Source organism: Salmonella sp. FC25216, assembly GCF_057751355.1.
The window spans coordinates 343,935-357,627 of record NZ_JBDGON010000005.1 but is presented as its reverse complement, the minus strand read 5'-3'; the positions used below and the strand labels follow the sequence as shown (position 1 = coordinate 357,627).

The window sequence follows — 13,693 nt, the reverse complement described above, 5'->3', positions numbered from 1 at the left end:
AATAATAAAATTCACAAACAATAACACAAAGGAATCATAACGCTTATAAAGCATATTAGAATATTTTTCTATCTAATAGACATTCCAGAAAAAAATTGTATCAAGTATTAGTTAATACGAAGCCATCAGCAATAGAAACTGATAATGCTCTCATAAGGCACTAATCATGGATAAAAATAAATCAAAAGAACAATTAATTATCGACGGGTTTTACTCTCTGCTTGTGCAACACATTAACAAGAATGGCAGTATACAGTTACAACAATATATAAACTGGAAATCTCATATCAGCACTAAGTTAACGTGGGTGATCCTTCATCTGGCCATACATTCTGACCGAGATGACGATGACAAAGAAAAAAACAGATCTTCTTTTGCATTAGATTTCATCCTGCAAGAAATGGAGGGATACGACCCTGAAATATTATTAAATTATTGCACAGGCATAGAGGCTCCGGATCTCATTTTCATCGATCATCTGTCGTTTGAATTTAATGTTAATTCTAACTGGCTTCTCTATGGAGAGGGCTTACCTTTTATAGAAAACAATAATTCCGGCATTGATCATACAACTTAAAAACCAGACCATATACTCCCCCTCCCGCGATATAACTGACTGAGTCTACGGGTAGACCACTTACTACCTATGTATCCCTACGCGCGGAAACCGCCATGCTGCACTACACTGTCCGGTCACGTTACGATAATCAGCTACGTCTGCAAGATGAGAACTCATCCCCTCTCACCGCCATCTTAAAGAAAGAGCTCGTACGAAAGTACGGGCTTTTTTGTCTATGGAAAACCCCCAGCCAGGCTCTGTCTCTTGATCAGATCTCCTGATCAAGAGACAGGGCTATGCCGGAGGATATTTATTTCGCATTAAGTTACCTTACCGGGGGGATGAGAACACCCGATCGGGGTTCGACAACTGGCGCAGCCAGTTGGACAGACGACGAGCCTGCGAGGAGACCGCCCACAGGGCGAGCGCAGCGAGTCAATCCCCCTCACCGCCATCTTAAAGAAAGAGTTCGTACGAAAGTACGGGCTTTTTTTCGCATTAAGTCACCCGTCCATTGCCGGATGGCGGCGCAGTTCACAGGCGCCTTATCCGGTCTACATAAGCGCAGCGCCACCGGGCAATAAAACTACCATCCGGCTTTCAATTTTAGCCAAGAATTTCAGAGAGTTTAACTTTGCGCCCCTCGTTTGAGGAAAGCGTCGCAGCATCAGCGGTAGCAATGGCATTTGTCGCCGCTTCTCCCGTTAGCAATTTAGCAAACTCCTCGCCTGGCTCCAGACCGTTTATCACATCATGCAAGTACTGCATCTCCAGTTTCATAATTGATGAGAGCCACATCGGCGTACGTTTACCGGGTTTACCATAAGCGATTGCGCCATCCATCTCACTGGATATGTTACCGTTGCGACGATCATCATCCTCCGCCTGGCTTTCATGCACAAGAAAGTGTGTTTTTTTGCCCGCTTTTATTAGATAACCAGCCGTGTTTTGCATATCAATGAGAATTGCACCTCTCGTGCCCTCAATTAATACATAGTGCTCAGGGTAGTGGAACGATGATCCCCACTGAAGTGTCGCGAAACGACCGCTTTCAAACTCAAGGGTGATCAGGACAACATCATCTTCATCACCAAATTTTTCACCTTTGTGCGCAACATTCCCCGCCGCCATTGAAACCAGGGATGGGGTTTCATCCATGATGAATAGTGTACAATCCAGTTCGTGAATGTGATGGTACAGATGCCCGCCTGACTTTGCGCGAATCTTCTTCCATGAGACCTCATCCTGCACATCTTCAAAACCATTACGTTTAGTGTGAACTTGTGTAACTTCACCGATTTCACCGGCTTTGATGAGCGCTTTTGCGTGGCGAACTCCGTGAAAAAAGTTCATAACGTGACCCGCCATAAAGGTAACACCAGCTTCTTTGCAGGCATCAACCATCTCCTTACAATCCTGGTAATTTAAGGCGATAGGTTTTTCACAAAACACGTGTTTACCCGCTTTAGCCGCCGCAATGACCGGCGCTTTATGTAAGTAATTTGGTGAAGCAATAATTACGCAATCCACATCAGGATGAGTACAAAGCGCCTCCATCGTTGCAGTGGCGACACAGTTCAGCTCTTTCGCTATCGGAGCCGCATTTGCCGGATCGTAAATCGCAGTGATTTGCGCCCCTTCAACCTTAGACATAAATCGCGCCAGTTCAGCGCCAAAATAACCCGTACCTACAACACCGTATTTCGTCATCATTTATCCTCTATTAAAATTCTTTTGTTGACTGAAATCTTTCACGACGTGCTTTTAGTCTATCCGGAATGGATAAGCCAATAATGAGTAGAATTGTTGCGGTCCAGAAAGCAACAATGAACGTTAGCGCAGCGCCTAGCCCCATTGTTATTCCAAGCCAGGTCGCCGCCATTGAATTGAATGTGCCTGATGTCGCAGCAAGATTGTAAATCAGCCCGGTACCCAAACCACGAACCTCAAGAGGAAAGTAGTCGTAGAGGAATTTGGGAACCAGCCCGCCAACACCCACGTTAGTCGCCATTAAACCGAATAAACATGCGCCCAGCAGTAAATAATTATCTTGCGGAATTCTGAATAACGGGAAAATGAATAAAAAGGACATGAGAAGACCAATGCTGAACGTTTTCTTCAAACCAATTCTATCTGCGCACAGGCCCCAAACGATATTTCCCAATACAGTGCCGAATGCCGCCGCCGTCATTAAATTAGAGACCACGCCCGTATCAAAGCCCTCTCCCGCCAAATACGTAGGCAGTAGACCAAAGATCGGCCAGTTTGCGCCGAAGATAGAGAACAGAACAATAAATACACATAATGTCAGTGGAAATTGAGCTCGATTAAATAGCCCTTTCATTGACAAAGAGAAAACTGACCAGGCACTTTGTGAATGCTTTCCGAGACCACTGAGTTTGGCTTCTTCCCACTCTTTAGATTCAGGTGCCCTGGCCCGGATGTAGATTACTAAAAGAACGGGTAGCAAACCGACAAAAAAAGCAGCGCGCCAACCATACGCTTCGGCAAATGACGGCATAAAGTAGGCTGCTATGATGTTACCAATACCGAAACCTGAAACCAGAAATGCGCTCGCTTTAGATTTTAAATGCTTTGGCCAACTTTCCACGGCATAAGTTGAAGCGCAAGCATACTCCCCCGCCATCCCCATACCGACAATGAAACGACTAAGCGTCAGCATAATTACACCGGAAGCCAGGCCACTTAACCCTGTACCTACAGAATAGGCAACTATCGACCACATCATTAACGGCTTACGGCCAAATTTGTCTGCCAGCAGACCAAATAGCGCCCCGCCAAATGGTCGCCCAATAAAGGCCGCTGTGGCAAGGAATGCGCCCTCCATATCTGTCAATCCTAAGTCAGCCTTGATCAGATACATAATGTAGAAAATCAGCATAAAGTCGAAGCCATCAAACACGTAACCCAGCCATGCTGAAAATAAAGCATTTTTTTGTGGACGTGTTATCTCGCTATACCACGGGAAGAATTTTGCTATCACAATAAAACCCTTATTTGCTGTTACCGTCTGAAATGCTTACGGAATTACTTTTTAAGTCATATCAATTGCCGAATAAGACACTATCAACCGGCACTTTCCAACGACCGCCTGAGATCGTGGCTATGTAAGGCGTATCTTCATTGTTTATCATCCTTATTCGTAGCTACGTTAAGGACGTGAATACTCAAGACAAAGTCTAACGTTCTGTAACGTAACCACGGGTATAAGATTATCGATATAAGTACTAAGCAAAGATTAGTACAGTAACTCTTTAACCTTTATCAAAAATGGTATTGTAATCCAACGCGATAACGGGTCTGTCTCTCATCGGTATTATTTTTCACCGCTACATTTCCGACCTCAACGTATGGTGTAAATGACTTATTCAGTTTCCAGGCTAAAGCCACATTATGTTCATAGTTTGTTTTTTTGTTATCAAATTTAATTTGATCGCTATCCATCCAGGTAAAGTTATATTCTAATTTTAACTTATCAAAAGAATACCCGATATAAGTATCAAATCTGTTCGTCTTTTCGTCATCAATGTTGTTAGCTGTCTTTCTGGCATAGTCATAACGGTAACGACCAGCCATATAAACACCAGAGTCAAAATTATATTGCAACCTTAAGTAAGGCTTATATATGGAAGTATCCGAACCGCTTTCAAATATAAATCCAGGCTGCAAAACAACATGATCCGTGATTTTATAATTATAACTTACCCCCATTTCTATAGCGTTCGTGACTAGATCACTTAAATACTTATCCTGCTCGCCATCCACTCCTCCCGACTTAACACTGGCATCGACATAAAAACCAATGCCGTTAGGAAGCTTTTCAATTATAGCAATACGGTCTTTATTAATTCTGGTTCTATCAGCATATTCATGCCGATAATCAATGGTTGCCGCTTGTAGATATGATGAAAATGCTATAAACGAAACCATACCCAGAAGATATCTGTTGATTTTCATAAAATACTCCGCTTATCAATTAACTTTATTTTTGTATTTAAAAAATTATTTTACTAATAAATTACCATCACGCATGGTAAAGGAGGTTACAGACGAAACAGGTTTCCCTTTAGCATTTTCACCACCAATAAGGAAAACTTCATCACCATAACTTACTGATACACCATAGCCGAGAGGTTGTTTCATTTTACCCATATATTGCCAATGACCATTAATCAAACCATAGACTTCATCTCGCCATTTTTTATTTATTCCTTCGTGGGAATAAAACTTTCCATTGGTATAATTTTGTTTTGCCCCCGGAAAATTCGCGCCACCAGCGACAAGCAGGACACCGTGACTATAGCCCGAAAATGCTCCGGCCAATCCTTCCTGCTGTTGTTCTCCAGGCGATGGCGGTAACTGGCTGTTCTTCAGCCATGTTAGCTTATCGTTATCCCACATGGCGCGGTAAATCACATCGGTACGTAAACCCGGTTTGAGTTCACCATTAATCAGCATCAGAGAATTATTTTCCATTACCGATGACGATCCTGCCGTTCCCGCGCCTGGCAGCTCACCGGCATTCTCCCATGTGTTCTCTTTAGCATTGTAGATAAATACAATTTTATTAAAAAAATAATCTTTGGCAGGTTTATTAAAATAATTATAGATGACTTTATTTTTTTCACTTTCATCCGCAGCCGCAGCCGCTATATCAATAAAATACTTATCAAAGATATGCTCATTAACCCCTCCGGTAATAAGTACCATCGTTTCGTTTAATTTTACTCCCGTATGCCCTGTTAATCCAACTGGAGATATAGTGTCAACTTTTTGCCATGTATTTTTCACCGGTGAGTATTTGTACACATCGCTATAAACCTGCAACGGTGATTCACTGTTTTTTTTCCCTACGCCACCAAAAACATACAACTCATCATTTAAAAATACCGACACTGATTGCTCACGAGCTCCGCCAGGAAACGACTTTATACGCTCCCAGTCTTTATGTTGCTTTTTAAGATCAATTTTATACCAGGATGTCCCTGCGGTACCTAAGCCGACATAAATCACGCCATTATTATCAATAGCACCAGTACCATTTTTCAGTGGTTCTGGTATATCAGGAAGCGTCGTTGCATATCCTGATGTGGTGATAGCAACTGATAAACATAGCGCCATTAGCGTCATCATTTTCTTAGAATTTTTCATCTGCATCCCCATGCGAAGAAATACAATTGGAGTAAAGCTTCATCATTAGTGATCTTATGGTGCGCAATTTCAACAATGATAATGACAAAATGTGACCAAGCGCTAAAAATAATTACATGAGGTTATCATGTACGAGGTAAAAGCACACCATGGTGATGTTAGAAGTGATTATGGGTGACCTGTCATGGCCAAACTCGTTAGCGATAGCATTCTGAATAAATACAACAAGAATTATGTGATGCATTTCATACTGGCTATCCCGTAGCGTATAAGCTCCTTCTGAGCATTTTATCTTTATGCCGGAAGCAGTTAATAAAATACAGCATGCTGCCGTCAGAATGAGTTGTATTTGTCTTGTAGCTTCAGGTCATTGCCTCAAATCCGCTGGCGCGGTAATTGAATGACAAACATACCTTATGACTGTGTTCACATTTTTCTATCTTCTTGCTTGATGTAGCAACACTCCACAACATAATATAAAACGGAGCAAAACTTCAAAATATATAAGGCGGAACTGAATGTCACTATTAGCCAGGCTGGAACAAAGTGTACACGAAAACGGTGGGCTGATTGTCTCATGCCAACCGGTACCAGGCAGCCCTATGGATAAACCTGAAATTGTGGCTGCAATGGCACAGGCAGCGGCTTCGGCGGGTGCGGTCGCTGTGCGCATTGAAGGCATTGAGAATCTTCGGGCTGTTCGTCCCCATCTTTCTGTTCCTATTATTGGGATAATTAAACGTGACCTTACAGAGTCGCCAGTCCGTATCACTCCCTATTTACGGGATGTTGACGCCCTGGCGCAGGCAGGCACCGATATTATCGCTTTTGATGCCTCATTCCGCTCTCGCCCGGTTGATATTGATAGTTTACTGACACGTATTCGCCTGCATGGATTACTGGCGATGGCAGACTGTTCAACCGTGAATGAAGGCATAGATTGCCATCAGAAAGGAGTGGAATTCATTGGTACAACACTGTCTGGCTATACCGGCCCCACCACGCCGGTTGAGCCAGATTTGGCAATGGTGACACAACTGAGCCATGCAGGTTGTCGTGTTATTGCCGAGGGGCGCTATAACGCGCCTGCACTGGCGGCCAATGCTATTGAGCATGGTGCCTGGGCAGTTACCGTTGGTTCCGCTATCACCCGTATCGAGCATATCTGTCAGTGGTTCAGTCACGCAGTAAAACGCTGATCAGGGAAAGTAAATGCTCTGCCTTTCACATCTCATGATTAGCGTCATTGGGGTTAACAAAAACTATTACTTGATCTGAATATCGTATCGTCTGAATGATGGGAAGATAAAAATACCCAGACGATGACCGCAACTCTACTCAAAACCATAAGCAGGAAAGAACTATGATCACACATTCTTTCGGCATCGTTAACTATCTTGTATTATTTGGCTACCTCCTGGCCATGATGTTAGTCGGTGTCTATTTTTCCAGACGGCAAAAAACAGCAGACGATTATTTTCGCGGTGGTGGCCGGGTTCCTGGTTGGGCGGCTGGGGTCAGTGTATTTGCCACTACGTTAAGCTCAATTACATTTATGTCAATTCCTGCCAAAGCGTTTACTTCCGACTGGACGTTTATCATTGGTCAGTATCTGGCTATCGCAATTTTACCGCTGGTTTTTTATTTCTATATTCCGTTTTTTCGGAAATTGAAAGTCACATCAGCCTATGAATATCTCGAAGCACGGTTCGATGTGCGCTGCCGTCTGTTCGCCAGCATGTCATTTATGTTATTTCATATTGGACGTATCGCCATTATCACTTTCCTCACCGTGCTGGCCTTGCGCCCCTTCATCGCTATAGACCCGGTGATTTTGGTACTGTTGATTAGCGTGATGTGTATCATTTATACCTGGATGGGTGGAATTGAAGGAGTAATATGGACTGATGTTATTCAAGGTCTCTTACTTTCTGGCAGCGCGATACTGATTTTTATAGTGATATGTCTCAAAGTCCAGGGCGGCATTGGTGAAATTTTTACGGTGACGCAGCAGGCGGATAAATTCTTTCCGGCCACGCAGTTCCACTGGAGCTGGACGGAAAGCACAGTACCTGTATTGATGATTGGTTTTCTGTTTGCCAATATTCAGCAATTTACTGCCAGTCAGGATGTGGTCCAACGCTATATCGTGACTGACTCCATAGAGGAAACGAAGAAAACATTACTTACAAATGCCAAACTGGTTGCTGTGATCCCTGTTTTCTTTTTTGCTATCGGCTCGGCATTGTTTGTCTACTATCAGCAACATCCACAATTATTACCGGCGGGATTCAACACTGGCGGCATTTTACCCTTATTCGTGGTCACCGAAATGCCAGTCGGCATTGCAGGGTTGATAATCGCCGCTATTTTCGCTGCCGCGCAGTCCAGTATCTCCAGCAGCTTAAACAGCATTTCCAGTTGTTTTAATTCCGACATCTATCAGCGCCTGAGTCATAAAAAAAGAACGCCAGAAAACCGTATGAAAATAGCTAAATTAGTTATTCTGGTCGCGGGCCTGATAAGTAGCGCGGCCTCGATATGGCTGGTCATGGCCGATGAATCAGAAATCTGGGATGCATTTAATAGTCTGATAGGTCTGATGGGAGGGCCAATGACCGGTCTGTTCATGCTGGGTATTTTCTTTAAACGAGCAAATGCCGGGAGTGCGGTTTTAGGAATTATTATCAGCGTCATTACCGTGCTGGGCGCACGCTATGCCACTGACCTTAACTTCTTCTTTTATGGGGTCATTGGCTCGCTAAGTGTGGTGATCAGCGGCGTTATTTTCGCCCCGTTATTTGCCCCGGCAACGCCATTGACGCTGGATGAAAAACCTGAACCAAAGGTGACATTATGAGTTCATGATACCACGCTATACCGACACAGCACACAGTGACGCCGACGCCCGGGGCGACAATACCGGGCCAGGTATAAACCATCCGTCAGATGGCGCGCTATAAACACCGTAAGAGCAAACAGATTACTCTCCAGTGATGTTCTGTCATAAGTTGGCAACGCGATGTAAATATTCCCCCTCCTTTACTTACATCGCGCTTTTTTTCATGCCGCAGACTTGATAGGCTCTGCTCTGTTCGATATTGCAGGCTTTTTGCCGCAATCAGCCCTCAAGAGCAGGAACTATATGGAGCCTCAACCCCCACGTCTTAAACCCGGAAAAATCCTTGATACTCTGGGTGCTATGCAAAAAAGCCTGACACGTGCCTCCCAGCGTATTGCGCAATATATTTTAGCCTTCCCCAGACAGGTGACACAGTCATCTATTGCCGATTTGTCGCGCGAAACACAGGCCGGAGAAGCCACGGTTATTCGCTTTTGTCGCACCCTGGGCTATAAAGGTTTTCAGGATTTTAAAATGGACCTGGCCATTGAACTTGCCACTACCGAGTCTGATGACAGTAGTCCTCTACTGGATGCCGAAGTTAGCGAATCCGACGATGCCCACGCCATTGGTTTAAAATTGCAGAACACCATTAGTAATGTATTATCTGAAACGCTAAATCTGCTTGATATGCAACAGGTTATCGGTGTTGTGGACGCCCTACGTCACTGTCACTCAGTTTATATCTTTGGTGTGGGCTCATCGGGGATCACGGCGCTGGATATGAAACACAAGCTAATGCGTATTGGTTTACGGGGCGATGCGGTAAGCAATAACCATTTTATGTACATGCAGGCTACGCTATTAAAAGCAGGCGATGTCGCGATGGGTGTCAGTCACTCGGGCACATCGCCAGAAACGGTGCATTCACTCCGGTTGGCCCGACAGGCTGGCGCCACCACAGTCGCCATTACCCATAATCTGGGTTCTCCATTATGCGAAGAGGCCGATTTTTGCCTGATCAATGGTAATCGGCAAGGAATGTTGCAGGGTGACTCGATCGGTACGAAAGCCGCACAGCTTTTCGTCTTTGACCTGCTCTATACCCTTCTTGTACAGTCCTCGCCAGAACAGGCCCGAGAAAGCAAATTACGGACAATGAATGCCCTGGACATGACAAAATAATTCCCTTCACGTACAGGCGTCATTTTCCTTTTTGTCCATGAGTCTGCTGGACGCACTATAAACAACAAAGCCCGGTCTCCCGGGCTCTGAAAGTCAATGCTATATTAGCGGTATGCGTGAAGTGTTCGCTGACAAAGCGCCGAGCGTACGCAGTCGTCTTTGTTGAATCGCACTATCCCTACCATCTCATCTTCGTTAAAGCGAGCTAAGGCATCGCTTAAACCTGACTGAACGTGTGCCGGCAAATCGCACTGGGTGATATCGCCATTGACAATAACCGTGACGTTTTCTCCCAATCGCGTCAAAAACATTTTCATTTGCGCCGCTGTCACATTTTGCGCCTCGTCAAGGATCACGACCGCATTTTCAAAAGTACGCCCACGCATATAGGCGAACGGCGCAATTTCTACCTTACCGATTTCCGGACGCAAGCAATATTGCATAAAGGAGGCGCCCAACCGTTTAAGCAGTACGTCATAGACGGGACGGAAATAAGGCGCAAATTTCTCAGCGATATCACCGGGCAAAAAACCAAGATCTTCATCAGCCTGCAATACCGGGCGCGTCACAATGATCCTCTCGACGTCCTTATGAATCAATGCTTCCGCCGCCTTTGCCGCACTAATCCATGTTTTTCCGCATCCGGCTTCGCCGGTCGCAAAAATAAGCTGTTTACTGTCGATAGCGTTCAGATAATGCGCCTGTGCTTCATTTCGCGCCTTAATAGGCGAGGTATCGCGACTATCGCGCGCCATGCCAATGGCTTCTACTCCGCCCATTTGTACCAGTGACGTGACCGATTCTTCTTCACGTTGCTTATGACTACGCGAATCTCGTCTCAACACACGCTTTGCTTCACGACGTGCTTTGATCACTGCTTTTTGTCTTCCCATGGATAGCACCTTGAGTTGTAGGTATACATCACCCGCGTTCTATTAAACGCGATTATGCGCACACACATCTGAGGGTTGGCTTCCTTGTAAGCCTTATCTTGCTTTTTGAAACGACGCCACACACGGCTACGCGCACCAAATATGACGTCATGGATATGGGGAGTAAGGGAAATGATGAGAGATTTTAAGATGGCAAGATCACCACCGGAGAGAGAACGTCCGTACAGGGTGTTGTAACTACTGTAAACAATGTGTCCTGGTGCGGACATTACCATTCGCGATCTCCATAGTGAGTGGCCATCACTGCCGGGGAACTACCGCTGTTACTACTAAGTACAACACAAAACACCAAAAATGCAACAATGTGCTTACAAAAAATTAACCAAAGCTTATTGCGTCACTGCCAGTCTCTTACAGAAAGATTACACAATTATTTCATAGGCAGAATACTAAAAAATATAATCATCAGATTCTGCAGGTATTAATTCTGAAAATACCCATAACCCATTGAATATGCAACATGTATAAGGTTCAAATGGGATAATTAATGTGTCCTCTATATCGTCGCTACAACGGCATTTATTTAGCAAAATTTTATGCGGTACATTTACGCCAGTAACGCTGAATCGTTTTAATTCTTGTCATTACTCTATCGCGTTAAGGCTATTAGTACCATTAACAGGAGATTTCATATGTGGCCAGTTGGTGATTACGCGGGACGTATTACACCCACAGCATCAGAAGCATCCCCCGCAGCAAATACGAGCTATTATACCTTATGGCAAACCTGGGCTAATGAAGCCATTGTCGGAGAAGGGGAACAACGAGATATAGCGGTTGAAAGATTGTATGCTTGCCTTTCCAATCAGGAGAGTATTCTTGATTTAGGGGAGCTTAACCTGCGCACTTTACCCCTATTGCCTGCATGTGTTTCAACTCTGAATGTCAGTAATAATCATTTATCTGCCCTTCCAGATCTACCCAAAGGATTAAGAGCTCTTACTTGCGCTGGCAATACATTGGCCTCACTTCCCGTGCTCCCTCCAACGTTACAAACACTTGATTGCTCACAAAACACATTATCCGAACTACAAAACGTCCCTCCCGCGTTAACGGCGCTCAATTGCTCAAAAAATAGTTTGAGAGAGCTTTCTCATTTACCTGATACACTTCAATCATTAGATTGTTCAGGTAATATGATAGCCTCACTTTCAGAATTACCTGATACACTTCAATCATTAGATTGTTCAGGTAATATGATAGCCTCACTTTCAGAATTACCTGATAACTTACAAATACTCGATTGTTCAGGAAATAGGCTTGAAGTCCTACCGGATCTCCCCCCTTCATTGAAAACTCTTAATTGTGCTGTCAATGGATTAATAGGCTTTCCATTTATGCCTTTTTCGCTGCAAACACTCAATTGCTCATACAATGAACTCACCGGGCTTCCCCCTTTTCCTGATTCACTGATAAATCTCGACATCGCCTATAATGAATTTAATTCTCTACCGCCACTCCCTCCTTTATTGGCTACATTCATATGTACAAATAATCCACTTCACCAGTTTCCAGTATTGCCTCTTTCACTACAAAGACTTACCTGCGCCAGCACATCACTAACGGCACTCCCGCCTCTGCCATCTGCACTACAGGAACTTCATTGCCAGAATAATGAGCTTATCTTCCTGCCTGAGTTGCCTGCTTCATTAACCGATTTGAATTGCTCAAATAATTATCTGGTGAGAATGCCAGCGCTACCTGACTCGCTCATTTCGCTTGATTGCTCACACAATCGTTTAGAAACGCTTTCTATTTTACCCAATTCACTTCAATTCCTGATTATCCTTCATAATCGATTAACGACGCTTCCTCAATTATCTGAATCACTGAGGTTTCTCAACTGTTCGAGTAATGGGATTACGGTACTCCCAGATTTACCTAATACTTTAAATAGTCTTTATTGCTATGCCAATAGACTGGAAACGCTTCCTACTTTGCCAGATACCCTACAAGAGCTTGGCTACAGCGGTAATCCACTGACAACGTTACCCGAATTACCGGCGTCACTCATAAGCCTGAATAACAGTGAGTCTGCCGGAGGCGCTATCGCTCCTCTTTCGTTCATCCAAAGTATTGGATATTGGTTTCCGTTCTCGCAGAGAGCTGAAATGCTTACTCGTTTTGAGGGAATAGCCAACGAAGAGAATGCAGAGATATTTAGTCGTTTTCTTAACAGACTTCAATATCGTTACAGAGACCCACAGTATGAAGATTTCAGATCCCAGGTTAAGGAGTGCCTTATCCGACTCGCTGACAAACCTGAATTGAGAGAAAAATTATTTATGTGCGCCTATGAATCAACACTAAATTGCGATGATCGCATTTCTCTCACATGGAATATGATGCGGGTCGCTGAAATGGCTTTTACCGTAGAGCAAGAGGGTCATGAGGGAAATCTTCCGGAAATGATCGATATAGCTCGTCAAGTATTTAGAATAGAATCGTTAACGGAGATTGCCAACAGAAAAATCCAGCAGATCCTAAGAGTAAACAATACATTCAATGAAGATTTAGAGGTGATATTAGGCCTACAAACCCAACTGCGCGACGCTCTTCGCTTAACGCATGTCGCCCCAGATATGTATTTCTTCCGTTTTTCTCATCTTACTGAAATAGATGTAAAAACTGCAGAACGTCAGGTGCGAGTAGCGGAAAATAGCCGGTTTGAATCATGGCTCAACAATTGGGAACCGTGGCAAATGTTGCTAAAACGTATAGATCCACTGTGGTATGAAACGGCTGTAAATGAAAAATACGCTTTTGTGGATGGCCCGGATTTTCAAAACCGACTGGACGAAAAATTCCAATTACATCAGGTACCTCCTGAGGCTCGTGACGATGCCCGCTATCCTTTAGGTAAGATCGTTCTTGCAGAAAAAATACACGAAATTTTTGTTAATCAGACACGCAAAATTTTGGCAGCGAAAGAGCACTCATCCTTGTTGGAGCCACTATGGACCGAATAAAAAACCGATTCTT

Annotated in this window: 10 protein-coding genes; 5 read left to right on the top strand and 5 right to left on the bottom strand. The window is 44.1% G+C overall.

All coding sequences use genetic code 11. The annotated features are described in order from the left end of the window. Nucleotides 1-166 precede the first annotated feature (166 nt). Nucleotides 167-577, top strand: coding sequence for a hypothetical protein (locus AC3G3F_RS12940; RefSeq protein ID WP_023248693.1), 411 nt, complete (start codon nucleotides 167-169; stop codon nucleotides 575-577). 588 nt (nucleotides 578-1,165) lie between these two features. Here the strand turns inward: AC3G3F_RS12940 and AC3G3F_RS12935 are convergent. From AC3G3F_RS12935 to AC3G3F_RS12920, 4 genes are all read right to left on the bottom strand, one after another. Further along, nucleotides 1,166-2,272: a Gfo/Idh/MocA family protein gene (locus tag AC3G3F_RS12935; RefSeq protein ID WP_488395112.1), complete on the bottom strand. Its 1,107-nt coding sequence runs from the start codon at nucleotides 2,270-2,272 to the stop codon at nucleotides 1,166-1,168. A 10-nt stretch (nucleotides 2,273-2,282) separates the two neighbouring features. Further along, on the bottom strand, nucleotides 2,283-3,563 hold the full coding sequence (locus tag AC3G3F_RS12930; protein ID WP_000560753.1) for an MFS transporter: 1,281 nt from the start codon (nucleotides 3,561-3,563) through the stop codon (nucleotides 2,283-2,285). Nucleotides 3,564-3,844: 281 nt separating this feature from the next. Further along, on the bottom strand, nucleotides 3,845-4,537 hold the full coding sequence (locus tag AC3G3F_RS12925) for an oligogalacturonate-specific porin KdgM family protein (RefSeq protein WP_023248695.1): 693 nt from the start codon (nucleotides 4,535-4,537) through the stop codon (nucleotides 3,845-3,847). A 45-nt stretch (nucleotides 4,538-4,582) separates the two neighbouring features. Further along, nucleotides 4,583-5,743, bottom strand: coding sequence for an N-acetylneuraminate epimerase (locus tag AC3G3F_RS12920; protein ID WP_023248696.1), 1,161 nt, complete (start codon nucleotides 5,741-5,743; stop codon nucleotides 4,583-4,585). A gap of 506 nt (nucleotides 5,744-6,249) precedes the next feature. Here AC3G3F_RS12920 and AC3G3F_RS12915 point away from each other — a divergent pair. The 3 genes from AC3G3F_RS12915 (at nucleotide 6,250) to AC3G3F_RS12905 (ending at nucleotide 9,758) form a co-directional block, all read left to right on the top strand. Continuing rightward, the gene (locus AC3G3F_RS12915; protein ID WP_070804455.1) at nucleotides 6,250-6,930 is read left to right on the top strand and encodes an N-acetylmannosamine-6-phosphate 2-epimerase; all 681 of its coding nucleotides are present in this window, start codon (nucleotides 6,250-6,252) and stop codon (nucleotides 6,928-6,930) included. A 164-nt stretch (nucleotides 6,931-7,094) separates the two neighbouring features. After that, complete coding sequence (locus AC3G3F_RS12910; RefSeq protein WP_079814338.1) at nucleotides 7,095-8,591, top strand: sodium:solute symporter family protein; 1,497 nt, start codon at nucleotides 7,095-7,097, stop codon at nucleotides 8,589-8,591. 285 nt (nucleotides 8,592-8,876) lie between these two features. Beyond that, a complete protein-coding gene (locus tag AC3G3F_RS12905; RefSeq protein WP_023248699.1) occupies nucleotides 8,877-9,758 on the top strand; it encodes a MurR/RpiR family transcriptional regulator in 882 nt (293 codons plus the stop codon). Between the two features lie 104 nt (nucleotides 9,759-9,862). Here AC3G3F_RS12905 and phoH read toward each other — a convergent pair whose 3' ends face one another. After that, nucleotides 9,863-10,651: a phosphate starvation-inducible protein PhoH gene (gene phoH, locus AC3G3F_RS12900; RefSeq protein ID WP_023183463.1), complete on the bottom strand. Its 789-nt coding sequence runs from the start codon at nucleotides 10,649-10,651 to the stop codon at nucleotides 9,863-9,865. A gap of 692 nt (nucleotides 10,652-11,343) precedes the next feature. Between phoH and AC3G3F_RS12895 the strand changes: the two genes are divergently transcribed. Beyond that, entirely contained in the window at nucleotides 11,344-13,680 is a 2,337-nt protein-coding gene (locus tag AC3G3F_RS12895) for an NEL-type E3 ubiquitin ligase domain-containing protein (protein WP_220531510.1), read from the top strand. Nucleotides 13,681-13,693 lie beyond the last annotated feature (13 nt).

What these genes read in the sequence shown, in the direction of transcription:
- AC3G3F_RS12905 (WP_023248699.1), top strand. Translation starts at nt 8,877, where the DNA reads ATGGAGCCTCAACCCCCACGTCTTAAACCCGGAAAAATCCTTGATACT.
- phoH (WP_023183463.1), bottom strand. Translation starts at nt 10,651, where the DNA reads ATGGGAAGACAAAAAGCAGTGATCAAAGCACGTCGTGAAGCAAAGCGT.
- AC3G3F_RS12920 (WP_023248696.1), bottom strand. Translation starts at nt 5,743, where the DNA reads ATGGGGATGCAGATGAAAAATTCTAAGAAAATGATGACGCTAATGGCG.
- AC3G3F_RS12935 (WP_488395112.1), bottom strand. Translation starts at nt 2,272, where the DNA reads ATGATGACGAAATACGGTGTTGTAGGTACGGGTTATTTTGGCGCTGAA.
- AC3G3F_RS12940 (WP_023248693.1), top strand. Translation starts at nt 167, where the DNA reads ATGGATAAAAATAAATCAAAAGAACAATTAATTATCGACGGGTTTTAC.
- AC3G3F_RS12895 (WP_220531510.1), top strand. Translation starts at nt 11,344, where the DNA reads ATGTGGCCAGTTGGTGATTACGCGGGACGTATTACACCCACAGCATCA.
- AC3G3F_RS12925 (WP_023248695.1), bottom strand. Translation starts at nt 4,537, where the DNA reads ATGAAAATCAACAGATATCTTCTGGGTATGGTTTCGTTTATAGCATTT.
- AC3G3F_RS12915 (WP_070804455.1), top strand. Translation starts at nt 6,250, where the DNA reads ATGTCACTATTAGCCAGGCTGGAACAAAGTGTACACGAAAACGGTGGG.
- AC3G3F_RS12910 (WP_079814338.1), top strand. Translation starts at nt 7,095, where the DNA reads ATGATCACACATTCTTTCGGCATCGTTAACTATCTTGTATTATTTGGC.